General features: G+C 38.2%; 11 protein-coding genes. 10 read left to right on the top strand and 1 reads right to left on the bottom strand.

Translation table 11 applies throughout. The features are described from left to right. The first annotated feature begins 92 nt into the window (after positions 1-92). The 3 genes from ACFILN_RS03460 (at position 93) to ACFILN_RS03450 (ending at position 13,720) form a co-directional block, all read left to right on the top strand. Positions 93-5,840, top strand: coding sequence for an autotransporter outer membrane beta-barrel domain-containing protein (locus ACFILN_RS03460; RefSeq protein ID WP_375670861.1), 5,748 nt, complete (start codon positions 93-95; stop codon positions 5,838-5,840). 675 nt (positions 5,841-6,515) lie between these two features. Further along, positions 6,516-9,638 (top strand): autotransporter outer membrane beta-barrel domain-containing protein, encoded by a 3,123-nt coding sequence (locus tag ACFILN_RS03455; RefSeq protein ID WP_375670859.1) that lies wholly within the window; start codon positions 6,516-6,518, stop codon positions 9,636-9,638. A 1,175-nt stretch (positions 9,639-10,813) separates the two neighbouring features. After that, entirely contained in the window at positions 10,814-13,720 is a 2,907-nt protein-coding gene (locus ACFILN_RS03450; RefSeq protein WP_375670857.1) for an autotransporter outer membrane beta-barrel domain-containing protein, read from the top strand. Between the two features lie 23 nt (positions 13,721-13,743). On the opposite strand, the gene ACFILN_RS03445 is transcribed toward ACFILN_RS03450, so the two are convergent. Continuing rightward, positions 13,744-13,944: a hypothetical protein gene (locus ACFILN_RS03445; RefSeq protein ID WP_375658075.1), complete on the bottom strand. Its 201-nt coding sequence runs from the start codon at positions 13,942-13,944 to the stop codon at positions 13,744-13,746. 220 nt (positions 13,945-14,164) lie between these two features. Here ACFILN_RS03445 and ACFILN_RS03440 point away from each other — a divergent pair, with 220 nt between their 5' ends. From ACFILN_RS03440 to ACFILN_RS03410, 7 genes are all read left to right on the top strand, one after another. Further along, a complete protein-coding gene (locus ACFILN_RS03440) occupies positions 14,165-17,284 on the top strand; it encodes an autotransporter outer membrane beta-barrel domain-containing protein (RefSeq protein WP_375670855.1) in 3,120 nt (1,039 codons plus the stop codon). Positions 17,285-18,397: 1,113 nt separating this feature from the next. After that, on the top strand, positions 18,398-19,087 hold the full coding sequence (locus tag ACFILN_RS03435; protein WP_375658073.1) for a hypothetical protein: 690 nt from the start codon (positions 18,398-18,400) through the stop codon (positions 19,085-19,087). Further along, positions 19,072-19,224, top strand: coding sequence for a hypothetical protein (locus ACFILN_RS03430; protein ID WP_375643614.1), 153 nt, complete (start codon positions 19,072-19,074; stop codon positions 19,222-19,224). The genes ACFILN_RS03435 and ACFILN_RS03430 overlap by 16 nt, the downstream gene beginning before the upstream one ends. Positions 19,225-19,266: 42 nt before the next feature. Further along, entirely contained in the window at positions 19,267-19,569 is a 303-nt protein-coding gene (locus ACFILN_RS03425) for a hypothetical protein (protein WP_375658072.1), read from the top strand. Next, positions 19,559-19,744, top strand: a complete 186-nt coding sequence (locus ACFILN_RS03420; RefSeq protein ID WP_375631529.1) for a hypothetical protein — start codon at positions 19,559-19,561, stop codon at positions 19,742-19,744. The genes ACFILN_RS03425 and ACFILN_RS03420 overlap by 11 nt, the downstream gene beginning before the upstream one ends. A gap of 15 nt (positions 19,745-19,759) precedes the next feature. Continuing rightward, the gene (locus ACFILN_RS03415) at positions 19,760-20,116 is read left to right on the top strand and encodes a hypothetical protein (protein ID WP_375658071.1); all 357 of its coding nucleotides are present in this window, start codon (positions 19,760-19,762) and stop codon (positions 20,114-20,116) included. A 158-nt stretch (positions 20,117-20,274) separates the two neighbouring features. Then, positions 20,275-23,304, top strand: a 3,030-nt coding sequence (locus tag ACFILN_RS03410; RefSeq protein WP_375670853.1) for an autotransporter outer membrane beta-barrel domain-containing protein, incomplete at its 3' end; no start/stop codon positions are given.

The raw sequence follows: 23,304 nt of genomic DNA, 5'->3' as shown, positions 1-23,304 counted from the left end.
TAAAGTTGACTTACATATGTTACAAATTGTTCACTTACCTCATTTTCACTTAATTCTAGTGTTTTTGCAACATTATTTAGAAAGTTTGACATATGATCAATGTATTTAAAAAGCGTACACGTTTGTACGCACTGACAGCGAGCGCTCTTTTCCTTTTACAAGGTGTTGATGCTTCTATAGCGAGTAGTGGTGTTCCTGGTGGTGTTCCTGGTGGTGTTGGCGGTGTCCCAAAGGGCGTTGGTGGTAGTGCCAATGCATGTAATGTAGCGGATAATAGAGAGGAGACGAACCCTTTATCACCTATTGTTTGTAGTGATAGAAAAAAACACTCAATACGTAATAGTACGATTGTGGTGCAGAAGAAGGGTGATACTGCTGTAACAGCGGGATGGATTGGTGTTGATGGAGAAGATGATGTTGCAGGACCAGAAGAAGCTACTGAACCGACAATTATTGAATTGAACTCTTCATCTCTTAAGAATAAACCTGGTTCAGAGACTGTGTCGGTTAAACCACAGTATGGGAGCGCTGTATTTGCATCACAAGATGGAGTGGTCAAATTGCAAAACTCATCGATTCATGATTTTGACACTGGGATTTACGCTTTATTTGGTGGAAAGGCCATTATAACAGGAGGGACAATCTCTAGTGCAAATATGGGTGTTGAGGCTGCGCATGAATCACTTATTCTGTTGAATAATACAACGATTACTGTGTCAGGTTCACAGGGGGGGAATGATGAAGAGGGAAAAGAGGTAATGGGTTTGCGTGCCAGCAATGGAACAGTAATAGATATGAAATCAGGGAAGGTTATTGTCCCGACAGGTGGATCTGTAGTTGTGGCAGAAAACGGCGGAATCATTCAATTAGATAAAGTTAATGTTACAATTGATCGCAGCAAATCTGGCGCTGCAGGACAGGGATTGAGTAGCTTTTTATTTACAGATGGAGGTTTTATTTCCTTTAAAAATGGAAACATTAATCATTCAGATTCTGTTGGTGTATGGGTCTTTGACAATGATGATGGAGATTCTAACAATGTTCAAGGAAATAATGATACAAGAGTGAGGCGTATTGAAATAGATGATCCTAGTAGCGAGTTTCTTGCTTCTTCGGAATATGCTAGCTATCTTATACCCAAAATTTTAGGCCAAAAGACAAGGACAGAAGTCGGTGAAGAAAGAACCGATGAAGTGGACTTTAGAATTAGGGCTTCTGTAAAATCTTCAACTATTAACTTGAGTGGTCAAACGTCTACAGGCGTATATTTTGATAATCAATCCGATAATTCAGAACAGAGCCAATTAAAAAGTAATCAATTACAAAATAAGGAGTCTTTAGTTTTTTTGCACGGCACTACTCTTAAGGTTCCAGATGGTACAGCCATTTTAGGTAAGAATATGAGAGGCTCTGTCCTTATAGATAGCGCATCGCAAGTGTCTGGTAATTCATTCTTACGAGCTGAAGCTACGTCTGAAGTGTCGGTTTTTGTTAATGATTCTATAGTTAGCGGTGAAGCTTATGTTGAAAAAGGTTCTCAGGGTAAGATTTTTTTATTCAATGGATCGCAGTGGCATGTAACGAAAAATAAATTTGGAAAGCCTCAAGATAGGGGGTGTGAGGATTCATGTGTTTCATTTGTAAAACTTAACAATTCTGATATTGGGCTTGTGCCTTTAGGAGATGAGGAGAATCCACAAGATTATAGTTATCCAATGCTTCGGATAGGAAATGGGAAAGGCACAGTTTACACCGCTTCTGGGGATTCTTATATTTATTTCGTTGCATTTGCGCAGGCTGGTGCATCAGAGGATTCTCAACTATCTGGTAGGCTTTTAATTCATGGTGATGTTTCTGGTCAAACTAAGGTGCATGTGCTTACACTGAAACCAAATGGTGAGGGTCGGCGAGGTCGGAGTGCTAAAGCTTATAAACCTCAGAGTATTTCAATTATTCAGGTTTATGGGGAGGCGAGCGAAGATTCTTTTAAACTGAATGGTGAGTATGTTACGATAGGCGGTTTACCTTATCAGTATGTTCTTCGTGCTTATGGTCCAGCTATTCCTTCGAAAATGCAGTATTTCGATAATACATTAATTAAAAATAGTAGAAGTGTTTGGGATTTTCGTTTAGAAGATAAACAATTGCCTTATGAGCGTAATTCTCTTTCTTTCGTAGGTGACAAGGAGAGTGCGAGAGTAAAGACTTCTTCCGTGCCATCTCGTGAAGCTGTGGGAAGTGAGGTAGGTAATTCTGCTGTAGGATCAAATCTTCCATCTGGAGCTTCTGAAGCTAGACTACCTAATCAAGTTATTACTTCTGGTGCGAATGGAACCTCTGCATTACTTAGGAGTTCTGAGACAGAGGAGGCAGATTGTACAGACGGTGGATATGATAGATACGTAGAGATTGAAGAATCTGAATCTGTAACGTCTCTTCCTTCTCCTACTACGTCTCCTGTTGCTTCTACTGTATCTGAGGGGAGGGAATCTACTGATCAGGGGAGTGCTGGAACATCTGCAGCTGTAACGTCTCTTTCTTCTTCTACTACGTCTTCTGTTACTTCTACTGTATCTGAGGGGGGCGCATCTACTGATCCGAGGAGGGCTGGAACATCTGAAACTGTAACGTCTGTTCCTTCTTCTACTACGTCTCCTGTTGTTTCTGCTGCATCTCAGGAGGGGGCATCTGCTAATCTTGCAAGATCTGAGACATCTGAGTATAGCGTATATACTGTTTCATCTCCTTCATCTAGAGATAGAAGTTCGTTAAATTTAATGCCTTCAGGAGCTGATTCAGCTGCGAGATCTGATCGAGGTAAGATTTCTGTGATATCGACAGATGGGATTTCTGTATCATCTGGGCACACTATATCGAATAGGCTTCCATCTATAAAATCAGCAGCTTCCAGAAAGCCTTCTTCTAAGGTTTCTGTAACACCTGTTGCATCTTCTAGTCTAAATTCAACTGCTTCCATGAAGCATTCTACTTCTGAGATTTCTGTAAAACCTGTTGCCTCTTCTGGAGGAGCTGTTGGACGTATTCTTTTGCTTAATAATCCTGGTAAGGAAACGGTTTCTTCTACATGTGATGCCACACAGGATAATGGTGAGAAGGGGGCGCAAACTCCTTATTCGTGTAGTGATGGTAAATCACATACAGTGACAAATCTTACACTGAAAGCAAAGGATAAAACTCAACATTCTATGCATGCACAGAATGAAAATACAGTTATTAAGTTAGAGAATGCTACAATTATGGGGGGGGATGATAACAAAAGCAATGTTGATCTTACTAAATTACAGGCTGTGAGTGCTGTTCTTGCAGAAGACAATGCAAAAGTTGTTTTGGAAAAAAACTCAACAATTACATCTTCTGTAATTGGGCTTGAAGCTCAAAATGGTGGAAAGGTTATGATGACTGGTGGATCAGTTAATGCGCATTATGTGGGCGCTTTGGCGGGTTCTGGATCATCTGTTAATTTAAAGGATACGAGAATTAACGTGACGGGGGATTTGGCTGTGGCTGGTTTGGTAAGTCAGGCTGGTAAGGTGTCTATGGACTCTGGGGCTATTACTTTGGAAAAGGGAGTGGCTGTGAGGTCCGAAGCTGGGGGAAGCGTTGAGTTAGACAAAGTTAATATTACTGCGAAAAAAGGACAAGGTAAGTTAGATTTTGCAGATAACTTTGGGCGTGCAGCTTTGCTGTTGAGTGATAATGCTTCTGTTGTTTTTAAGAATGGGAGTATTGTGACTGATGCTCATGCTTTGTGGATTATGAAGTCTGATGATCAAGTGGTTGAGACAGGCTCTTCTAGGGGAAGGAGATCCTCTGAGGTTCGTCCTACGATGAATCATGCAAATATCGAGTCTTCAACTGTTAAGGTGGAAGGTGACGGAGTCTACGGCATATATTTTGATGGACTAATACAGAAAGAAGAGAGTCAACAAAATCGAAGTAAGGATTTAGCAACTCAGAAAACAAATGTTGTTAAGCGGAGTACTGTATCCAAACAGGAGAAAACACCTATAGGTGTAACAGGGGCAATTTCGTTGAAAAAAACTGATTTTGAAGTTGCAAATGGTATAGCGATCTATGGTAATAATTCTGTTGGTCATGTTTCATTAGAAAATAAGACAACTCTTGCTGGTGACTTGTTATTAAGAGCCGAGAATGGTTCGAATATATCGGTATCGGTTGATAGTTCTATTGTTAAAGGCGATGTTCGCGTTGATAAAAGTTCTTATGCAAAATTAGATTTAATTAATCAATCAGAGTGGATTCTAAAAAGAAGTGCACAGAGGAATTTGGGTACTCCAGATTTAGGATGTGTGGATTCATGCGTTTCTTCTGTAAGTCTTGTAAATAGTACTATTGATTTTGCATCTTCGGAATCTGAAGGAAAATATCAGACTCTCCATATTGGAAATGGGAAAGGAACAGTTTATGCTGCACAGGGTAATGCTGCAATTCATCTCAATGCACGTTTAAATCCTCGTGATCCGAATAATCAGCAAGTCACTGATCGGCTTGTAATTCATGGTGATGTTTCTGGAAAAACAAAAATACATGTACGAGGTGATGCGGGCAATGTAGGAGATGGTAAAGCGAATGCCAAGATTGCTCATACTGTTTCAATTATTCAGGTCTATGGTCAAGCAAAGAAAGACTCTTTCCAACTCGATGGCAATTATGTTGCACTGAGAAACTCACCTTACAAATATACTCTTCGTGCTTATGGTCCAGAAGCGACTTCGAAACAGGAGCATGTTCAGCAGAAATTTGTTAAGGATGGTGGAGAATTTTGGAACTTCCGTCTAGAAAATCAGTATGTTAAGTCTGTTGGATCTGCTGCCCTTCCTGAACAATTTGTAAGGTCTGTTGTTCCACAGGTTCCAACTTATCTTGTCTTGCCTAATAGCGTATTCCACGCTGGTTTGATGGATATTAGCAATCAAAATAAGCAATTGGAGACGTTGCGGATGACTTCTACAGGAATGGTAGAGGTTCGTGGAAATCCCGCTTTATACTTGCGCGGCTATGGTGGAAGTTACCGTTATGCTTCAGATCTTTCCGCACTTGAATATGGTTACGACGGCGATCTTAGTTATAATGGTGTAGAGGCAGGTGTTCTGCTGCAAACTATTGAAAATGCTGACAGTGTTATATCCTTTGGCGTTATGGGAACTTATGGAAAACTTTCTCTGCAGCCTTTGAATGTTGAGCAAAGCCAGAAGAGTGCATTTGATAAATGGACTGCTACGGTATATGGTAGCATGCAGCATAATGCTGGCTTCTATGTCGACGGTCTTTTATCCTATGGTCTGTTCAAAGGTGATGTTCTCACCCTTGCACGGGGTAAAACAGCAACATTAAAAGGTAATCCTTTGAGTATTTCTTTAGCTGGTGGTCAGACAATTGCGACAGGATATAAGGGTTTTGTCTTTGATCCGCAGGTTCAGGTTGTGTATCAACATCTCCAGTTTAATAAAGCTCGTGATATTGACAATTTTGATATTGAAATGGGTAACCTTAATCAGTGGGTAGCACGTGTTGGTGGACGCTTAACCAAGATTCCTACAGGTTCTGAAGGCGTGAATGCTATTGCTTTCTATGGTAAGCTTTATCTTGCTCATGGTTTTGAAGGACAACAGTCTGTGAATTTCAATGATGCTTTCAAGTTAGGAGCTTTTGGTTCTTCTCTAGAGGCTGGATTAGGCTTTAATGCCAAATTGTTGCCACAGTTCTCTCTGCATGCTGATATTCTCTATCAACATAAGCTTAATAAGGCTGGTTTTTCGGGAACAAGTTTTTCCGGAGGAGTACGTTATCAGTTTTAATATAAGGTACACTATGTACCTTATTAGAAAAGGCAGCACATTGTGCTGCCTTTTTTCTTTACAACAACTTGTGTTGTTCTTAAAAAATCTCGTCTTCTTTATTAAGCAAAAAAGACATAGTTTGTTTTATGCATGAGAGTACTTTTCTCCGCTAAAGCGAATTTTCTTAAAATTTATGCTACTACTGATGCGATAGAGTGCTTCGCTTTTATCGGCTTTTAAAGCGTTCAGCAGACCGGTATGCGTTACGTTATCCTTTTTGGTACTGTATTGATATTATCTAATATAATATTTGATGTTTTCTAAAGCTCGTTTTTGAGCGTTTGTTTTCTACTGATTTAAATCATTGTTTCATCCATCTCCTTGTGGATTAATTTTTAAAGTTCACAAGGTTTGATTGTGTTTTTAATTAATTGCACGCACTGGTTTTATTTTTTCTTTACACGAAATACAGAATGCATTATACACTCATAAAGTGTGTTTTGTAACTATTCTCTTATAGGTGGTTTTGGCGTAGAGCTTTTGCCAAATTTATTGGGATAATTCATTGCACAGTTCAGATGAGCATGAGGCATGTTCTTTTGTTACACTTTTCGTATTTTTGAGGTGTGCAATGGGGTGTTTTGTAAGTGCTTTTGTTTTTAATGAGAGGGGAAGGAAAGTTTCGAGGGAACTATGATTAAAGTTTTTAGAAATCATGTATGTTTATGTGCTTGTACAACCGCTATCCTCTCTTTGCTTCAAAATGGAAGAGAAGTGTATGCCGCTACAGAGGAGGTCGGTAAACCTTATGTTATAACTGTTACTCCGATTAACGGTATTAGTGTTACTTCTGGTCCTCATCTTAGTGGGAGTAATGCGTATAAGCCTCCCCTTAGTGGAGAGAGTGGGCAGAATTATTATCCTCCTAATATGATTCCTGTTGGCAATAACGATGAGGGTATTCGTGGGGGAAGTGATTATCGTGGGTTGAGTGGAATGGAGGGATCGAATAATGGTCATATAGATAACTCTGTTAAAGATGCAGGCTTTGATGAAAGAGGTATAAAGCGTGGGTTTTATTACTATAATGGGTTGTATTATATATGCGATAATTGCGGGGAGTCTAAAGGGAAGCCTAAAATTGATAATAAATCTTATAAGATTACGAATGAGAACGCTTCCAATTATCCTGAAAATCCTACTGCTATAACGGTGAAAGGAATAGGTACAGAAGTTCGCGGAGAGGATGTAACGGTTAGTAGTCAAGTTGCTGATAAAACTTTTCTAATGGGGGTACATGTATTAGAGAACGGTAAGATTGTTTTGAAAGATCCGATTATCAAAAATACAGTTATAGCCCTTCGTGCGAGTGATGGCGTGATTGAGGTAAAAAATGGAAAGATTAAGGCAAGTCATGAGGGTGTTGATGCAACAGAGAAATCGTTTGTTCTTTTAGAAGATACAGAAATTAAGACAGCTAATGGGAATGCAAGTCTTTTAAGTTATGATCATTCAGAAATTTGGATGTCAGGTGGATCAGTTGATTTTATGAACAGCCATGGGATTTCTTCGATGTTAGGTGGAAAAGTAAATCTCGAGAATGTTAAAATTACTGGGAAGGGTGATAAAGGTAAGGATCGTGCGGTTGTGCATATGGATTTAGGGGGGGCTGTTAATTTAGAGGGTACTACTATTCGTGCTATGGATGTCCATGGCATATTATTAGAAAATATAGTCAATTCTATTCCTCGTCAGGAAGTTAAAGATTTATCAAATGAGGATTCTGATTCAAAGATTCCTGTGACTGAAGTTAATATGAAATCCTCTTCTGTTACCGTAAATGGTAAGGGATCTTATGGTATCTATTTTCGGGGAGAGAAGCCATGGAATGAAGGTGGGGATAAAAAAGAAGAAATTTCATCAGAGGAAGAAAAAGTTCCACCACGATTAGAAGTTGTTAATTTGGATAAAACAGAGTTTTCTGTTTTAGACGATGCGGCTCTTTATGGTAAAAACATGATTTCTGGTGCGGTGGGGTTGGTACACAGCACTCTTCGTTCAGGGAATTTTTTATTAAAAGCTGAGGAAGGTGCTTCTATAACAGTTTTGGCGGATGCTTCTACTCTTGAGGGTCGCACACACGTTGATAAAAATTCTAATGCTGAGCTTTATTTGGGAGGTCATTCTCAATGGATTTTACAACAACCGTTGCAAAAAGATCAACACGAGGCTGCACATGATTCTTCTATTTCACTCGTGAGTCTTATGGATGAGAGCTCTATTAATTTTAAAAGACACGAATCTTCTTCTGTTGATGATTATCAAACCCTTCGTGTGGGAAAGGGAAAGGGTGAAGTTTATAAAGCACAGGGCGGTGCCTCTATTTCTCTTAATACATACCTGAATAGTGGTGGTGCTCTTGATCATCAAAAGACTGATCGTGTTTTAATTCATGGTGATGTTTCGGGAAAAACAAAGCTCCAAGTGCATGGAGTTGCAGGAAGTCCAGGAGGATATACGGGAAAGGGGGGGAATGCTGAAGGTATTTCAATCATTCAGGTTTCTGGAGAAGCAAAGCAAGATTCTTTTCAGTTGGAAGGTGGTTATGTAGCATTAGATAAATTGCCTTATCAGTATAAGCTTTATAGTTATGGTCCAGGGTCTCATTTGGGAAAAGCAAACATGGATCAAAGATTAGTTGAAGGGAACGGAGATTTTTGGGATTTCCGCCTTGAAAGTAGATCGATAGATTCTGATGTTAAACCTAAACCAGATCCTGACCCAATTCCAGGACCAGAACCTTTTCCAGAACCAGCTCCGGAGCCTCATCCTCGTCCTAAGCCGGGCGTTAAGGCTGTTGTTCCGCAGGTTCCGACTTATCTCCTTTTACCTAATGCCTTACGTCATATTGGTTTGATGAATGTTAACAATCAAAATAAGCGATTAGAAGCTTTGCGAATTGCTTCTGGGGGCTTATTAGAAAGTCGTGAAAATCCTTTCTTTTTTGTGAGCGGTTATGGCGGCAATCATCGTTATACTTCAAATCTTTCTGCGCTTGAATATGGTTATGGCGGCGAGTTTGATTATAATGCACTAGAGGCTGGTGTTTTGCTGAAAGCAATCGAAAATACGTATGGTTCCACTTCTTTTGGAATTATCGGGGCTTACGAGAGATTTTCTTTGCAACCTTTGAATGTTGAGCAGAGTCAAAAAAGTACATTTGATAAATGGTCAGTTACAGCATATGGTGGTATGCAGCATGATGCGGGTTTTTACGTTGATGGTCTTGTGTCTTATGGGTTTTTTAAGGGTGATGTTCTAACAACCGCACGGGGCAAGACGGCAACATTAAAGGGAAATCCTTTAAGTGCTTCATTGACTGCTGGTAAAACATTTATGGTAGGAGAGGACGGTTTTGTTTTTGATCCTCAAGTTCAGGTTGTTTATCAATATCTTCAATTTAATAAGGTGCGTGATGTGGACGGCTTTGATATTGATTTAGGAAAGCTTCATCAATGGATAGGGCGTGTTGGGGGGCGTTTAACAAAGAGGCTGGTCGCTACTGATGAGGCTCAAGTTATTTCTTTCTATGGCAAGCTTCATCTTGCTCATGGTTTTGAAGGAAAACAATTTGTGCATTTTAAAGATGCTTTTCAGCTAGGTGCTTTTGGTTCTTCATTAGAAACTGGGTTAGGTTTTAATGCCCAATTGTCTCAAAAATTTGCGCTTTACGGCGATTTGGTTTATCAGCACAAACTAACGAAAGCTGGTTTTTCTGGAACGAGTTTTTCAGGTGGATTGCGTTATCATTTCTAGTGTTGTTCCTGTTTTTGATTAATCTTTCAAAAAGCCACAAGTTGTACTTGTGGCTTTTTCTCATTATCTATTCATCTTGTGTTATAGCATTTTTACGAGAGTGTGACTTTGCATATCTTTAATATGCTTTTAGGTTGGACTTCTTTCATTTTTTTTTGAAAAGTCTGAAGAGTTTGTACGTTATTGTTTCAAAACGCGTATTTCAGAGTGATTATTATATTATTTATAATATTTTGATTTATAAAGATATTTTTTAATTTAGGGCGCTGAAATATTTTCAATGCTCTTATGATGAATCCATAAAAAGCATTCCTTTGTCTATTATATGTAAGATTGGCAAGTGGATAATCATTTAAGAAAGGGTCAATATAATTTTGGGAATTATGTTAAGAGGAGAGGATTTACAATATTAGAAATTGGCAAAGACAAAAATGCTACTCAGGCGCAATGAGGGCTGTATCCGATGAACTTTATATTATATCCGCTGTCGTTGTGAAATGGGGATGGAAATAATGAGATATATCTGAGAAAATTGGTGAATGAGAAACACAATGATATATTGTTTTGGAAAATATGTTTTCTTCAAAGGAATTCGATAAATAACAGGATGAAGTCATGTGTCATCTTCATTTTTTAAAAGTACGGCTCTGAATGCTTTCGACTGTTGTAAAGTTGAATTAAAAGGAGATAGTAAAATCGGAACTGATTTTTACATGTTCTTACCCTTTAATTAGGCTATCTTGCCATGAATATTGCCTAAAAATGCATATGTAAACTCTTGTTTCTCAATTTTGGCATATGTTTTGTCTGCTTACAAAGTACATATTGTTTCAATATAAGATCTATCGTGAGGATGTTGATTATGTCAGCTCTGGGGGGTGATTAGACAGCAGTTAAGTAGGTGTTTTTAATGCATGTTAACTGATTAAGGGTGTTTTTGAATAACAACTTTAAAGGTGATTTTTCTGTCGTTTTTCAGTTATATTTTGCAAATTATTTGTAAAAGCAACAGATTTAGATTGTATTTTCGAGTAATTTTTTAATTTCATATTTACATAAAACACAAAAAATATTAATAGGTTCTCCATCTTTAAACCAAAACGTATTAAATTTTCTGGTTAAGTTTTTAATACGTTATGTATTGCTCTATAATGGGGCAGAATTATGGTGTAATTATGGTCAATCTATTTAAAAATCGTTTCTCCTTATATACTTTTACAACGGCAATCCTATTTTTGACACACAATGTTGATGTTTTTGCACACAATGCTGCAGCTCAAGTTTCCTCTGGAAAAAAGCAATCTTCATGTGATCAGAATGCAGTATTTTATCAGTGTGATGATGGTGGAAATCATGAAATTAATAATAAAGTTTATTCTTTGACGGATAAAAATGTTAATGGTGTTCATGGAGCCATGGAGGTGTCTAAGGAAAATACAATTATTCGTGGCAAGAATATAACTGTTAAGGGTATTTTGGATGAAAAGAATAACTCGGAAAACAATTTTTGGAAATATGGAGTAAAGGCATCAGAAGAAGCGGGCGTCTTTCTGAGCGATTCCACGTTGAGTGGTGTTTTAGTGGGGGTGGAAGCTCAAGGTGGACACATCGTAATGTCTGGTGGATCAATTGATGCAATCAAAGTGGGGGCTGTTGCTGGAGGAAAATCTCAAAGTAGAGTTGATTTAACGAATACGAAAATTAGCTTAGGGAGTGTTGGGGTTAAAGCAGGAAAAAAAGGATATTTTATTTTAGAGGGTGTCTCTATTACCGGAAAAGGTAGTACTGGCAAGGGGGGGCAGGGGCTGGATGTAGGTCGTCAGAGTGATAATGCTGCCTTTCATGTATTTAAAGATGGTTATATTCTGTTTGTGAAAGGTTCTATTGATGTTACTGATGCTCATGGGCTTTTATTGCAGGGAAATGAAGACCCTCAGGTTGATATTGGAGATTCCAATATTACAGTGAAGGGTCATACATTTTATGGTGTGCACTTTGAAGGTGAGGCTGTATCAGAGGGCTCTTCAAAGGGAAAATTATCGCGTGTTGATTTGAAAAAGACGCATTTTGTAGTTCCAGATAGTATAGCTCTTTACAGCAGTAAATCTAGAAAGTCTTATATATCTTTAAAGGAAACAAAGCTTTTTGGAGATTTGTTGCTGAAGGTTGATAGTAACTCTTCCATAAAGGTTGTTGCTGATGCTTCTGCACTTGTCGGTCAAACTCAGGTTGATAATAGTTCTACAGTTGATCTTGACTTGAAAAATAATTCACAGTGGGTTTTATTGCAACCAAGACATAAAAAATTAGAAGATCCTAATTATAGAGGTGTTGCGTTTATTTCATCAGTAAGTCTTTCTAATAGTTCTATTATTTTTAAAAAAACAAAGTCCAGTACTGATAATGCATATCAAACGCTTTATATTGGAAAAGGAACAGGTCATGTTTATAAGGGTTTGAGTGGCGCTTGGATTCATTTGAATGCATGTTTAAATCCTAGTGATACAAGTGGTAATCAAGTAACGGATCGGCTCCTCATTCATGGAGATGTTTTGGGAAAAACTATAGTCCATATACAAGGGGTTGCGGGAGGTGTAGAAGAAAAAAACGAAAAAGCGCATAGTGTTTCAATTATTCAAGTTTATGGAGATGCATCGTATGACTCTTTTCAACTGAATGGGCAGTATGTTGCATTGGATGGCGCGCCTTATAAATATGTTCTTCGGTCTTATGGCCCAAGTGCTACTAGAGGGGAGGAGCATGTTAAACAGAGATTTGCTTTGAACGGAGGAGCATTTTGGAATTTTCGTTTAGAAAATGAATATGTTCAAACATCTGCTGATTATAGAGCAACTCCTATGGTTTCTAAACGTACACTTCCTGCGTATGCTTCTTTTGAGGATGTTGTTCCAGCATCTTCTGAGGATATTGTTCCAGCATCTTCTGAGGATGTTGTTCCAGCATCTTCTGAGGATGTTGTTCCGGTGTCTTCTGGTGATGTTGTTTCGGTGTCTTCTGCGGATGTTGTTCCGGCGTCTTCTGGTGATGTTGTTCCGGCGTCTTTTGCGGATAGTCTTTCTAAGATTGAAAATGTTTTCCCATCTGGACGAGGTGTGAGATCTGTTGTTCCTCAGGTACCAACTTATCTGCTTTTGCCAAATAGTTTATTCCATGCTGGTTTAATGGATATCAGCAATCAAAACAAGCAGTTGGAGATAGTACGGACTCATCCTAGTGGAATGTTGGAAATTCGTGAAAATTCTGCTTCATTTTTGCGTGGCTATGGTGGAAGTTATCGTTATGTCTCAGATTTATCTGCGCTTAAATATGGTTATGGGGGAGATCTAGGGTACTATGCGCTAGAGACAGGTGTTTTGCTACAAAAAATTGAAAATGTTGACAGTGCTATATCCTTTGGGGTTATGGGCTCTTATGGAAAGCTTTCTCTACAGCCTCGAGATGTTGCACAAAGCCAAAAAAGTACATTTGATAAATGGACTGCTACAGTCTATGGCAGTATGCAGCATGATGCAGGATTCTATGTTGATGGTCTTTTATCCTATGGTCTGTTTAAGGGAGATGTTCTGACAACTGCACGGGGTAAGACTGCAACATTGAAGGGTAACCCTTTAAGTGTTTCCTTGATGAGTGGTCAGAAAATTACCACAGGATATGAAGGTGTTGTTTTTGATCCACAGGTTCAGGTTGTTTATCAACATCTTCAATTTAATGAGGCCCGCGATATTGATAATTTTAATATTGAGATGGATAAACTTGATCAATTGATGGTGCGTGTGGGTGGTCGTTTGATGAAGACTCTGACTGCGTCTGAAAAAGATCGTGATGTTTCTTTCTATGGAAAGATTCATTTTGCCCATGATTTTGGCAAAGAAAGAGCTGTGCGCTTTAAAGATTCTTTCCAATTAGGGGCTTTTGGTTCTTCTCTAGAGGCTGGATTAGGTCTTAATGCTCGCTTGTCTCAAAAATTTGTGCTTCATGGTGATTTGGTTTATCAGCATAAGTTGAGCAAAGGTGGTTTTTCTGGAATCAGTTTTTCTGGTGGATTGCGCTATCGTTTTTAGGTGATCATCTTGGGGTAAGTTGTTTAAAAAGCCACAAGCATAGCTTGTGGCTTTTTATTATTTGTTTGCAACTTTTTAAATAAGCTTTTTAAAAAAATGTTTTTTTTGCATGAGCGAGTTTGTTCCTTTTTAGAAACAAGATAAGGCTTTCTGGTTTGCAGTTTTCGCTTTTTATGCTGTTTTTCTTCTTTGAGTGTATTTTTATTAAATTCTCTTGAAACCATCGCTTTGGGGTAGAATTTTTATTTCTATTTATATTTTTACGCGTATTTATAAATAATACAATTTTAAATTGTGATATTTTGAGATTCTGGCTTTACATAAAACATGTGGTCGATATATAAAATACAAAACGTATTTTAAATTATTACGCGTAACCAAAGTTATTAAACAGAACGCGTTTTTTTTGTTTTTAGGGAAGGGGAAGAAAGTTTGTAGAAAATTATGTTTAAAAATCATCTCTCTTTATGTCATTTTACAACGGTTATTTTTTTCTTTGTATACAATACTGATGCAGGTGAGACTTCTTCTGAGAAGAAGCAATATTCATGTAACGAAAGTGCTTCATTTTATCGCTGTAATGATGGTAAAACGCATGAAATTTCCAAGAAAACTTATCAACTTACGGGTGAAAGTTCTGATACTGCCATAGAGGCATCAGGGAAAGATACAGTCATTGAGGGAGAGGCTATAATCATTAACGGTGTTTCGAATGCACATGGACATTCAGAAACAAACGCTTGGACAACAGCTGTAAAGTCCTCAAATGGGGGAGGCGTTGCTCTATTTGATTCCATGTTAAATAACGTGTCGATAGGGGGCGATGTTAATGAGGAGGGGGCTTTTGAGATGCAGGATGGGGTGATTAAAGCAACCAGAATGGGGATCAGTGTTGCGGGTAAAGGGTCGTTTGTTTCTTTGACCAAGACAGAGATTAAGACATCTTCTGATGCGATAGGTCTTTTGAGTCATAATGATGCAAAAATTTATATGAAAGAAGGAAAAATTGATTTTACCAGTGGTATTGGTGTTCAAACAGGAGGAGAAGGAGAAATTAATTTAGATGGTGTTTCTATTACAGGGAGGGGAAAACAGGGGACAAATACAGGTAATCATCGTGAAGCTTCTGCTTTTAGTATGCTGCAGGGGAAAGGCTCTCTTAATTTCCAGAAGGGAAACGTTAATGTCATTAGAGCGCATGGTATTGCCTTGGAGGGGAATGATAATAATACTGCTCATATCAAATATTCCAATGTTTTTGTGAGAGGGAATGCATTTAATGGCATGCGCTTTTTTTGGGAAGCTGTCTTAAATGATAAAAAAACAATTATGCCTGGAAAAGGGACTGTCTATTTGACAAAGACAACCGTTATGGCTCCAGAAAGTACGGCTATTTATAGCCGCCAATTCGAAAGTTTTATTAAACTCTCACAACATTCAACAGTTTCTGGAGATTCACTCCTGAAAGCTGTTGAGCATTCCAATGTAAAGATTGAGGCTAATGCTTCTACCCTTGTAGGAGGCGCACATGTTGATGGAAGTTCTACGGCTAAGATAGAGTTAAAAAATGGTTCAAAATGGATTTTATCGCGACCAAAATATGACAAATTGCAAAATTCTGATGCGTCTGGTTCTAATTTAGGGGACTATTCCTTCATTTCATCGGTCAATCTTATGGATAGTTCTCTTATTTTTGAAGAACTAAAATCCAAAACGACTGATGGTTATCAGACACTTCTTATCGGAAAAGGATCGGGGATTGTTTACCGTGCACAAGGCGATGCGCTTCTTTATCTTAATGCATATTTGGATAAAGGGGGAGCTCTGCAAGAGCAAAAAACTGACCGGCTTTTAATCAATGGTGATCTTGAAGGAAAGACGACAGTCCATGTGTATAGTGTTCCTGGAAGCTCAGGGGCATTGACGGGAGATGGTGGTAATAATCAGGGGATTTCCATTATTCAGGTTTATGGACAAGCTGCTGAAGATTCTTTTCAGTTAAAGGGGGGATATGTCACACTTGAAGCCTCCCCCTATCAGTATCATCTTAAGAGTTATGGTACAGGCTCTACTTTAGGGGCAGCAGATTCAAATCAAAGAGTGCTTAAAAACTCTGGAACATTTTGGGATTTCCGCCTCGAAAGTCAATTTGTTGATTCTTCCTCTCTTGATCCCACTAAAGTTTTTCCCGTTCTTGATTTGGTTGTCCCTCCTTCTTCTGATGATATTCCTTCTTTTCCTAAAATTCATCCTAATATTATTGGAGGAGAGGATGGTTCTATTGATTCTAACTCTCAGCAAAAACCTCAGGAGCCAAGTCTTTCTTCTCCTGTAGATTCTCCTGATCGGGATTTCCATCTTACGACTACACCTAATGTATCTGATGTTTTGGTGCTTGAGATCCCCAATCCTCCTTCCTCTCTTGCACCTGTTATTCCCGCTATTGCTGAATCTAATCCAGTTGCACCACCTGCATCTGGTTCACTTGTTCCGCCGCATGTTTCACCCGCTCCTTCTGTTGTTGCACCACCTGCGTCTAGTTTTTCTGTTCCGGCATCTGTTTTTGAGCCTTCTTCTCATTTTGAGCCAAATGTGAGAGTCGTTGTTCCCCAGGTTCTGACTTATATTCTTGTGCCAAATACCTTATTTTATGCTGGATTGATGGATATCAGTAATCAAAACAAGCAGTTGCAATCGCTGCGAACTGTTTCTGGTCGGTTATTGAAAAATGATGGAAATCCCGCTTTGTTTTTACGCGGTTACGGTGGACATCATCGTTATACTTCAAATTTATCTGTACTTAAATATGGTGATTATGGCGGTGAGCTTGATTATAATGCACTAGAGGCAAATATTTTACTCAAGAAAATCGAAAGTGCATACAGTACGACATCTTTTGGGGTTATGGGGAATTATGGCAAGCTTTCTTTGCAGCCTCGAAAGGTTAAACAAAGTCAAGAAAGTATATTTGATAAATGGACAATCACGGCATATGGAAGCATGCAGCATGATACGGGTCTTTATATGGATGGTCTCTTTTCTTATGGTTTGTTTAATGGAAATGTTCTCACACTTGAGCGAGGTAAAACAGCTACATTGAGAGGTAAGCCGCTGAGTGTTTCCTTAACTGCTGGTAAAACGTTTATGATCGGCAGCCGATATTTTATTTTTGAACCACAAGTTCAGTTTGTTTATCAAAATCTCCAGTTTCATAAGACTCGTGATATTGATAATTTTAATATTGATATGCGAAGCCCAGATCATTGGGGGATGCGTATTGGTGGGTATTTAACGAAGACACTTACATTTACTAAAGATGCACATGTTCTTTCATTCTATGGTAAGCTTCATTTCATTCGTAGTTTTGATGATAAACAATTTGTATATTTTAAAGATGCCTTCCAGCTTGGTTCCTTTGGGTCTTCTTTAGAAGCTGGATTTGGTGTTTTTTCGCAATTATCTCCAAAAATTATTTTTCATAGCGACCTGATTTATCAGCATAAATTTACGAATGCCGGATTTTCTGGAACGCATTTTTCTGGTGGATTAAGCTATCACTTTTAATTGTATTTTCCTTTAATATATCCTTTGTGGAAAATATAAGTATAAAGCATGGTTTTATAGTGTTATTTTCTGATTTTTGACTTTATGTATAATACAAAACAACTTATTATGACGGCACATAATAAGAATAATAAGTAGATGAACCAGAGGTGTCTTTTCGATTTTTTATGAAGATAAAATAAAGAAAGTTTAGACTAAATTATGATTAAAGTATTAAAACGCCATGTGTGTGTTTTCTTACGACCTCTATTTTTTCTTCGCGCACAATATAGATGTGAGTGCAGAAGGTTATAAACCCTCATGTAATTCTCTTTTTAAATCGTATTCGTGTGATACAGTTGGTGCTGCTTGTACTTTTGGAAGTCGTAATAAGTTATATATGAGTGGATTGGATAGGAAGGACTACAGGTGTTATTTTTACAATACAATCTCATAACATAGTTATTAAGCCAGAAAAAAGTAAAGGGGAAAAGGCGTTTCAGGAATTGGTGGAATTTTAGAATTAAATAGATCTGAGAAGATTACATCAGCAGTGGTTGTGTCAAAAGACGATAAAACTTCTTTTAAAAAGAGTTCTATTATAGGAAATAGCGAAAAGAAAAGTGGTAGAAATGCCAAGTTATCTCAATCTGTGTTTGGTGTGAAGCAGAGCGGTTTTTTTCTTTGATGAAGTAAGATTCAGGTTTCTGATGTTCATGACATAGCGATTGAAAGTGCAAAACCGGTTTTTAAGGAAAGGTCATTTGAGTTTCGAGATAGTTCTATGTCTTTGGTTTCTTTTGAAAACTCAGAGATCATTCTTCAGGGACAAAGGGTTCATAGTTTGCATTTTAGAGGAAGTACTTCGCAACACGAATATCAAGAGGGAGTGCTTCTTACAAGTTTAGGCGAAGTTCGATTTAAAAAAACTGCTCTTTATGTTCCCAATGGTACGGCTATTTATAGTAACGATGCTAGGAGGTATCCTTATATTACGATATTAGAGGGGTTCGCGTATTTTTTGCTGATCGGTTATTAGATGTCAAAAATAATTCATTTATCGTTCTTGATGCCTATGCGTCTTTTCTTGCAGGAAGGGCACATGTTGAGAAAGGTTTTTATGATAGTGTTGAGTTGTTCAATCAATCTCTATGGACTGTAAGAGCAAATAAAAATGCGCTTGAAAATAATCATAAAAAAGCTCCATATTGTGTAGGTTCATCTGTTTTCTTTGTAAGGCTTATTGATAGTTTTATTTTCTTTCAGAAACCAAGAAATGATTTTTATCAGACACTTCGTGTTAGGAGATTGGATGATGATTATGGTTTAGATCATGCTTACGTTGTAGGAGAGGACGCACGCTTATATGTTAATGCATATCTTACTGCAAATGGTAAAAGCAAGGGAATAAAAGCTGATAAACTTCTTATCTATGGTGATGTTTATGGAAAAAGTAAGGTGCATATTGTCGATGTTACAGTGGCTTCAAAAAAAATAAAGAACCAGAGCAAAGGTAAGCAAAAAGACGATAAAAAAGACAGCCTCAGTGTTTCAATTGTTCAGGTTTATGGAAAGGCTGCGGATGATTCCTTTAAATTAACAACAGATTATGTTGCTCTAAGAGGAGCGCCTTATCGATATAGTGTTCGTGCTTATGGTCCCAATTTTTCTCATAGACAGGTAAAGGTGGGGATGGATCCGTTAAAGAGAAAAATATTGAGTATAATGGAGATTTTTGGGATTTCCGACTTGAAGCTGAATATGTTCAGAAACTTTCTCATCTGCATCATATGCGGTTGGAAAATGATGTGTCTCATTCTTTAAGTACTCATACTCATCATAATAATGTTTTAGCTGATCATGATGCTTCTGTTCTTTACCCTGAAGAGGGCGTTAAAGCTGTTGTCCCACAAGTTTCAGCATATCTATCGATGCCTCATGCTTGTTTCAGGTTGGTTTGATGGATATGAACAATCACAATAAACAGCTGGAAACATTGCGTATTGCTGCTGGGACTTTGGGAGAAAAAGGTAAAAAATCCTGCTCTTTTTGCGCGAGGTTACGGTGGAAGTTATCGTTATGTTTCTGATCTGTCTGCGCTTGAATATGGTTATGGTAGAAATTTGAATTATAACGCTATAGAGGCAAGTGTTTTGCTCAATGCGATTGAGGATACACATCACACTTTAAGCTTTGGAATAATGGGGAATGATGGAAAAAATTCTCTACAACCTCAAGATGTTGAAGAAAACAAAAAAGTACATTTGATAAATGGTCTATTACACATATGGCAGCATGCAGTATGATACAGGCTTTTATATCGAGGGTCTTTTTTCCTATGGTTTATTTAAAGGGAATGTTCTCACGCAAGCAAGAGGCAAGACAACAACATTGAAGGGAACACCTTTGAGTGCTTTATTGATTGCGGGTAAGTCATTTATGACAGGACATAAAGGGGTTATTTTGATACCGCAGGTTTAGGTTGTTTATCAAAATGTGCGGTTTGATCAGGCGTTTGATATTGAAATAGAAAAACTTGATTTGTGGGTGATGCGTGTTGGCGGGTCTTTAAGAAAGACGCTTGCTGCTTCTGAAGAGGCTCTTGTTGTTTCTTTCAATGGCAAGTTTCATCTTGCCATGAGTTTTGGAGGAAAACAACGTGTACAGTTTGGAGATGAATTCCAATTAGGGGGTTTTGGTTCTTCTCTAGAAGCTGGAATGGGGGGTAATGCTCAGTTATCTTCAAATTTTTTATTGCACGGAGATTTAACCTATCAGCATCGTCTTAGTAAAACTGGTTTTTCAGAGATGATTTTTCATGCGGTTTACACTACGCTTTTATGTATATTCTGAAATATAGAATAACATTTACATAAATATATAGTATTTTATGAATTGCAAAGCAAGTATTTATTTGTTATACTTAAAACTATTCATATGTTTAACTTAACATTATTTCAGATCTCATTCACTTTTAAATAAAGCGGGGGAGAAGGATTTGCAAAAGAGTTATGGTTAATATATTTAAAAATTATAGGTTGACTTTTACAACAGTTGCTTTTTCTTTTTTTTGGGTTGTAAATATTAATGCTGGCTTTCATGCTTTTGCAGCTCCCTGTGATGAAACAGGGAGCTTTTATACGTGCAGTGATGGTAAAAAACATACACTTGAAAATAAAACTTATAATTTAAAAAGTTCTCAAGAACATGCTCCTGATTCTGCTCCTATTAAGGCTATATATGTAGAAAAAGCAGGTACAGTTGTTGATGCATCTCAGATAAATGTTTATGGCGATGATTCAGGTCAAATATTGACATATGGTGCATATGCAAAATATGGTGCGCGTCTTAATCTAAAAAATTCAAATTTTAAGAATGTACGTGCTCTTCATGCTGAAAATGCGGTCATTAGCATGACAGATGGATCAATTACGGAAACTTCTCACGCTATGTATGCATTGGGTGAAGAAGCGGATATTGCTTTAGTGCGTGTAAAGATTGAGATTGAGCCAGACAACCTGCAAGATATCGGGTTTGTGAGTAGACTTGGTGCAAAGATTAGGATGTCAGGCAGTACTGTTACATTTAATGGGAAAGGTAGATTTTCATCATTTTATGGGGGAGGGTATAATTTCGATAGTACTATCATTAAGGGTAAAGGAAAACAAAAAACTACTATCGTCGATGAGGAAGGTTTTGATAAAATACCAGAAGCTTTCGATGTCTCTCAAGGAAGTAATGTTCAATTGAGTAATAGTTCTATTGAACTGAGTGATATGCATGGTTTTTTGGTGAAAAATTCTTCGGTTGATGTGAATGATAAAGAAAAGTTGTTGTGGAAAGCATTTAGTTCATCGGATGAATTTAAGAAGACAAATATTAAGATTAACAAATCCAATGTTTCTGTGCTGGGTAAAGGAGTACATGGTCTGTATTTTTATGGATTAGAACCAGAGGAAGGGTTTAAAATAGCTGATTCAACTAATGAAATGTTGTTACAAGGCAGAAATATCATTATAGGAAAGGCATTTGTTCAGTTATCAAAGACAAACTTTACAGTTCCAGAAGGTATCGCCATTTATAGCACTGGGACTGATGGTTTTGGGGCTAAAGCTACCCTTGAACTATTGGACGATACAAAAATCTCTGGTGACTTATTAATAAAAACTGAAAAAGATTCTTCTCTTCTTGTTCAAGCATATTCTTCAACCCTTATAGGGGGAGTGCGCATTGAAGATAGGTCTCGCGTAGATTTACAGTTAAAAAATGGTTCAACATGGTATCTTACTAAAAGTAAATATCAAGGTTTAGAAGAAAAGGATGTTACGGTTTCATCGCTTTCTACTTTGAGTCTCCTTGATAGTACGCTTGTTTTTGAGAAATATGTCTCTCAAGATTATCAAACATTGCATATTGGAAAGAAAATATACAATAAAGAAGATGTTTATGCATTAGATGATATTGGTAAAACAGCGGGTGTGGATGACGTATACAATAAAGTATACAGTGCGGAAGGTAATTCTCGGATTAAGATGAGCACATTTATGAATAATGATGGTTCATTTGATCCTCAAAAAACTGATCGCGTTTTAATCTATGGTGATGTTTTGGGAACCACGCTCATTGGAATGGAAAAATTTCAAAAAGCTTCAGATACAAACGTGATTGACGGAAGTCATCAAAGTGTTTCGATTATTCAGGTTTTTGGAAAAGCAAAGGAAGATACTTTTAAGCTTTTGAATGATTATGTTGCGATAAATGGATTTCCTTATCAATATAAACTTCGTGCTTATGGTCCTGGTTCTTCTTCTGGAGAAGCAAGTCCCGAAAATAGATTGGTTGAAGGGGAAGGAGATTTTTGGGATTTTCGTCTCGAAAGTGTTTACATTAATCCTGAATTAGATCCTTCTGAATCTATTTCAGTTCCGTCTATTAAGCCTACGTCCACAGTTTTACCACCTAAATCTGAAGAAGAAACTATACCTTCTGAACGGCCATCAGAGACTATTGCGCCTGAACAACCTCCTTCTGTTAAGCCACCGCTTATACCATCTACACCTTCTTTGCCTGAAACATCTGAGCCGTCTGAAACATTTATTCCTACGGATTCTGTTCCCACTCCTTCTGTGCCTGTTGAACCTAGAGTTCCTTTTGTACCAACTGTTCCAGAGTCTCCTTCTACTGATGAGCTTCTGCCATCTGAGCCCTCTATTCCGGTATCTCCTTCATCTCCAGATTTTGTTCCCACTCCTTCTGTGCCTGTTGAACCTAGAGTTCCTTTTGTACCAACTGTTCCAGAGGACCCTTCTGCTGTGCAACCTATGCCTGCACCGTTTGTTCCAGTTGAAGATTCTACTGATGAGGTTCGTCCATCTGAGCTCTCTGTTCCGGAGGACACTTCATCTCCAGATTCTGTTTCTCCTCCTTCTGCCCCTGTTGAACCTGTACGTCCTTCTGTACCAATTGTTCCAGAGGCTCCTTCTACTGATGAGGTTCTGCCATCTGAGCCCTCTATTCCAGAGGACCATTCTTTTGTGCAACCTATGCCTGCACCGTTTGTTCCAGAGGCTCCTTCTACTGATGAGGTTCGTCCATCTGAGCCCTCTGTTCCGGAGGACACTTCATCTCCAGATTCTGTCCCCACTCCTTCTGCCCCTGTTGAACCTGCACGTCCTTCTGTACCAACTGTTCCGGAGGACCATTCTTTTGTGCAACCTATGCCTGCACCGTTTGTTCCAGTTGAAGATTCTACTGATGAGGTTCGTCCATCTGAGCTCTCTGTTCCGGAGGACCCTTCTGCTGTGCAACCTATGCCTGCACCGTTTGTTCCAGTTGAAGATTCTACTGATGAGGTTCGTCCATCTGAGCCCTCTATTCCGGTATCTCCTTCATCTCCAGATTCTGTTTCTCCTCCTTCTGCCCCTGTTGAACCTGTACGTCCTTCTGTACCAACTGTTCCGGAGGACCCTTCTGCTGTGCAACCTATGCCTGCACCGTTTGTTCCAGTTGAAGATTCTACTGATGAGGTTCGTCCATCTGAG

Origin of the sequence: Bartonella sp. CL434QHHD (assembly GCF_042195145.1) — a bacterium.
Classification (GTDB): domain Bacteria; phylum Pseudomonadota; class Alphaproteobacteria; order Rhizobiales; family Rhizobiaceae; genus Bartonella.
The sequence above is the reverse complement of the archived record's forward strand: the minus strand, read 5'-3'. Positions and strand labels throughout refer to the sequence as shown.

What these genes read in the sequence shown, in the direction of transcription:
- ACFILN_RS03460 (WP_375670861.1), top strand. Translation starts at nt 93, where the DNA reads ATGATCAATGTATTTAAAAAGCGTACACGTTTGTACGCACTGACAGCG.
- ACFILN_RS03455 (WP_375670859.1), top strand. Translation starts at nt 6,516, where the DNA reads ATGATTAAAGTTTTTAGAAATCATGTATGTTTATGTGCTTGTACAACC.
- ACFILN_RS03450 (WP_375670857.1), top strand. Translation starts at nt 10,814, where the DNA reads ATGGTCAATCTATTTAAAAATCGTTTCTCCTTATATACTTTTACAACG.
- ACFILN_RS03445 (WP_375658075.1), bottom strand. Translation starts at nt 13,944, where the DNA reads ATGGTTTCAAGAGAATTTAATAAAAATACACTCAAAGAAGAAAAACAG.
- ACFILN_RS03440 (WP_375670855.1), top strand. Translation starts at nt 14,165, where the DNA reads ATGTTTAAAAATCATCTCTCTTTATGTCATTTTACAACGGTTATTTTT.
- ACFILN_RS03420 (WP_375631529.1), top strand. Translation starts at nt 19,559, where the DNA reads ATGCAGTATGATACAGGCTTTTATATCGAGGGTCTTTTTTCCTATGGT.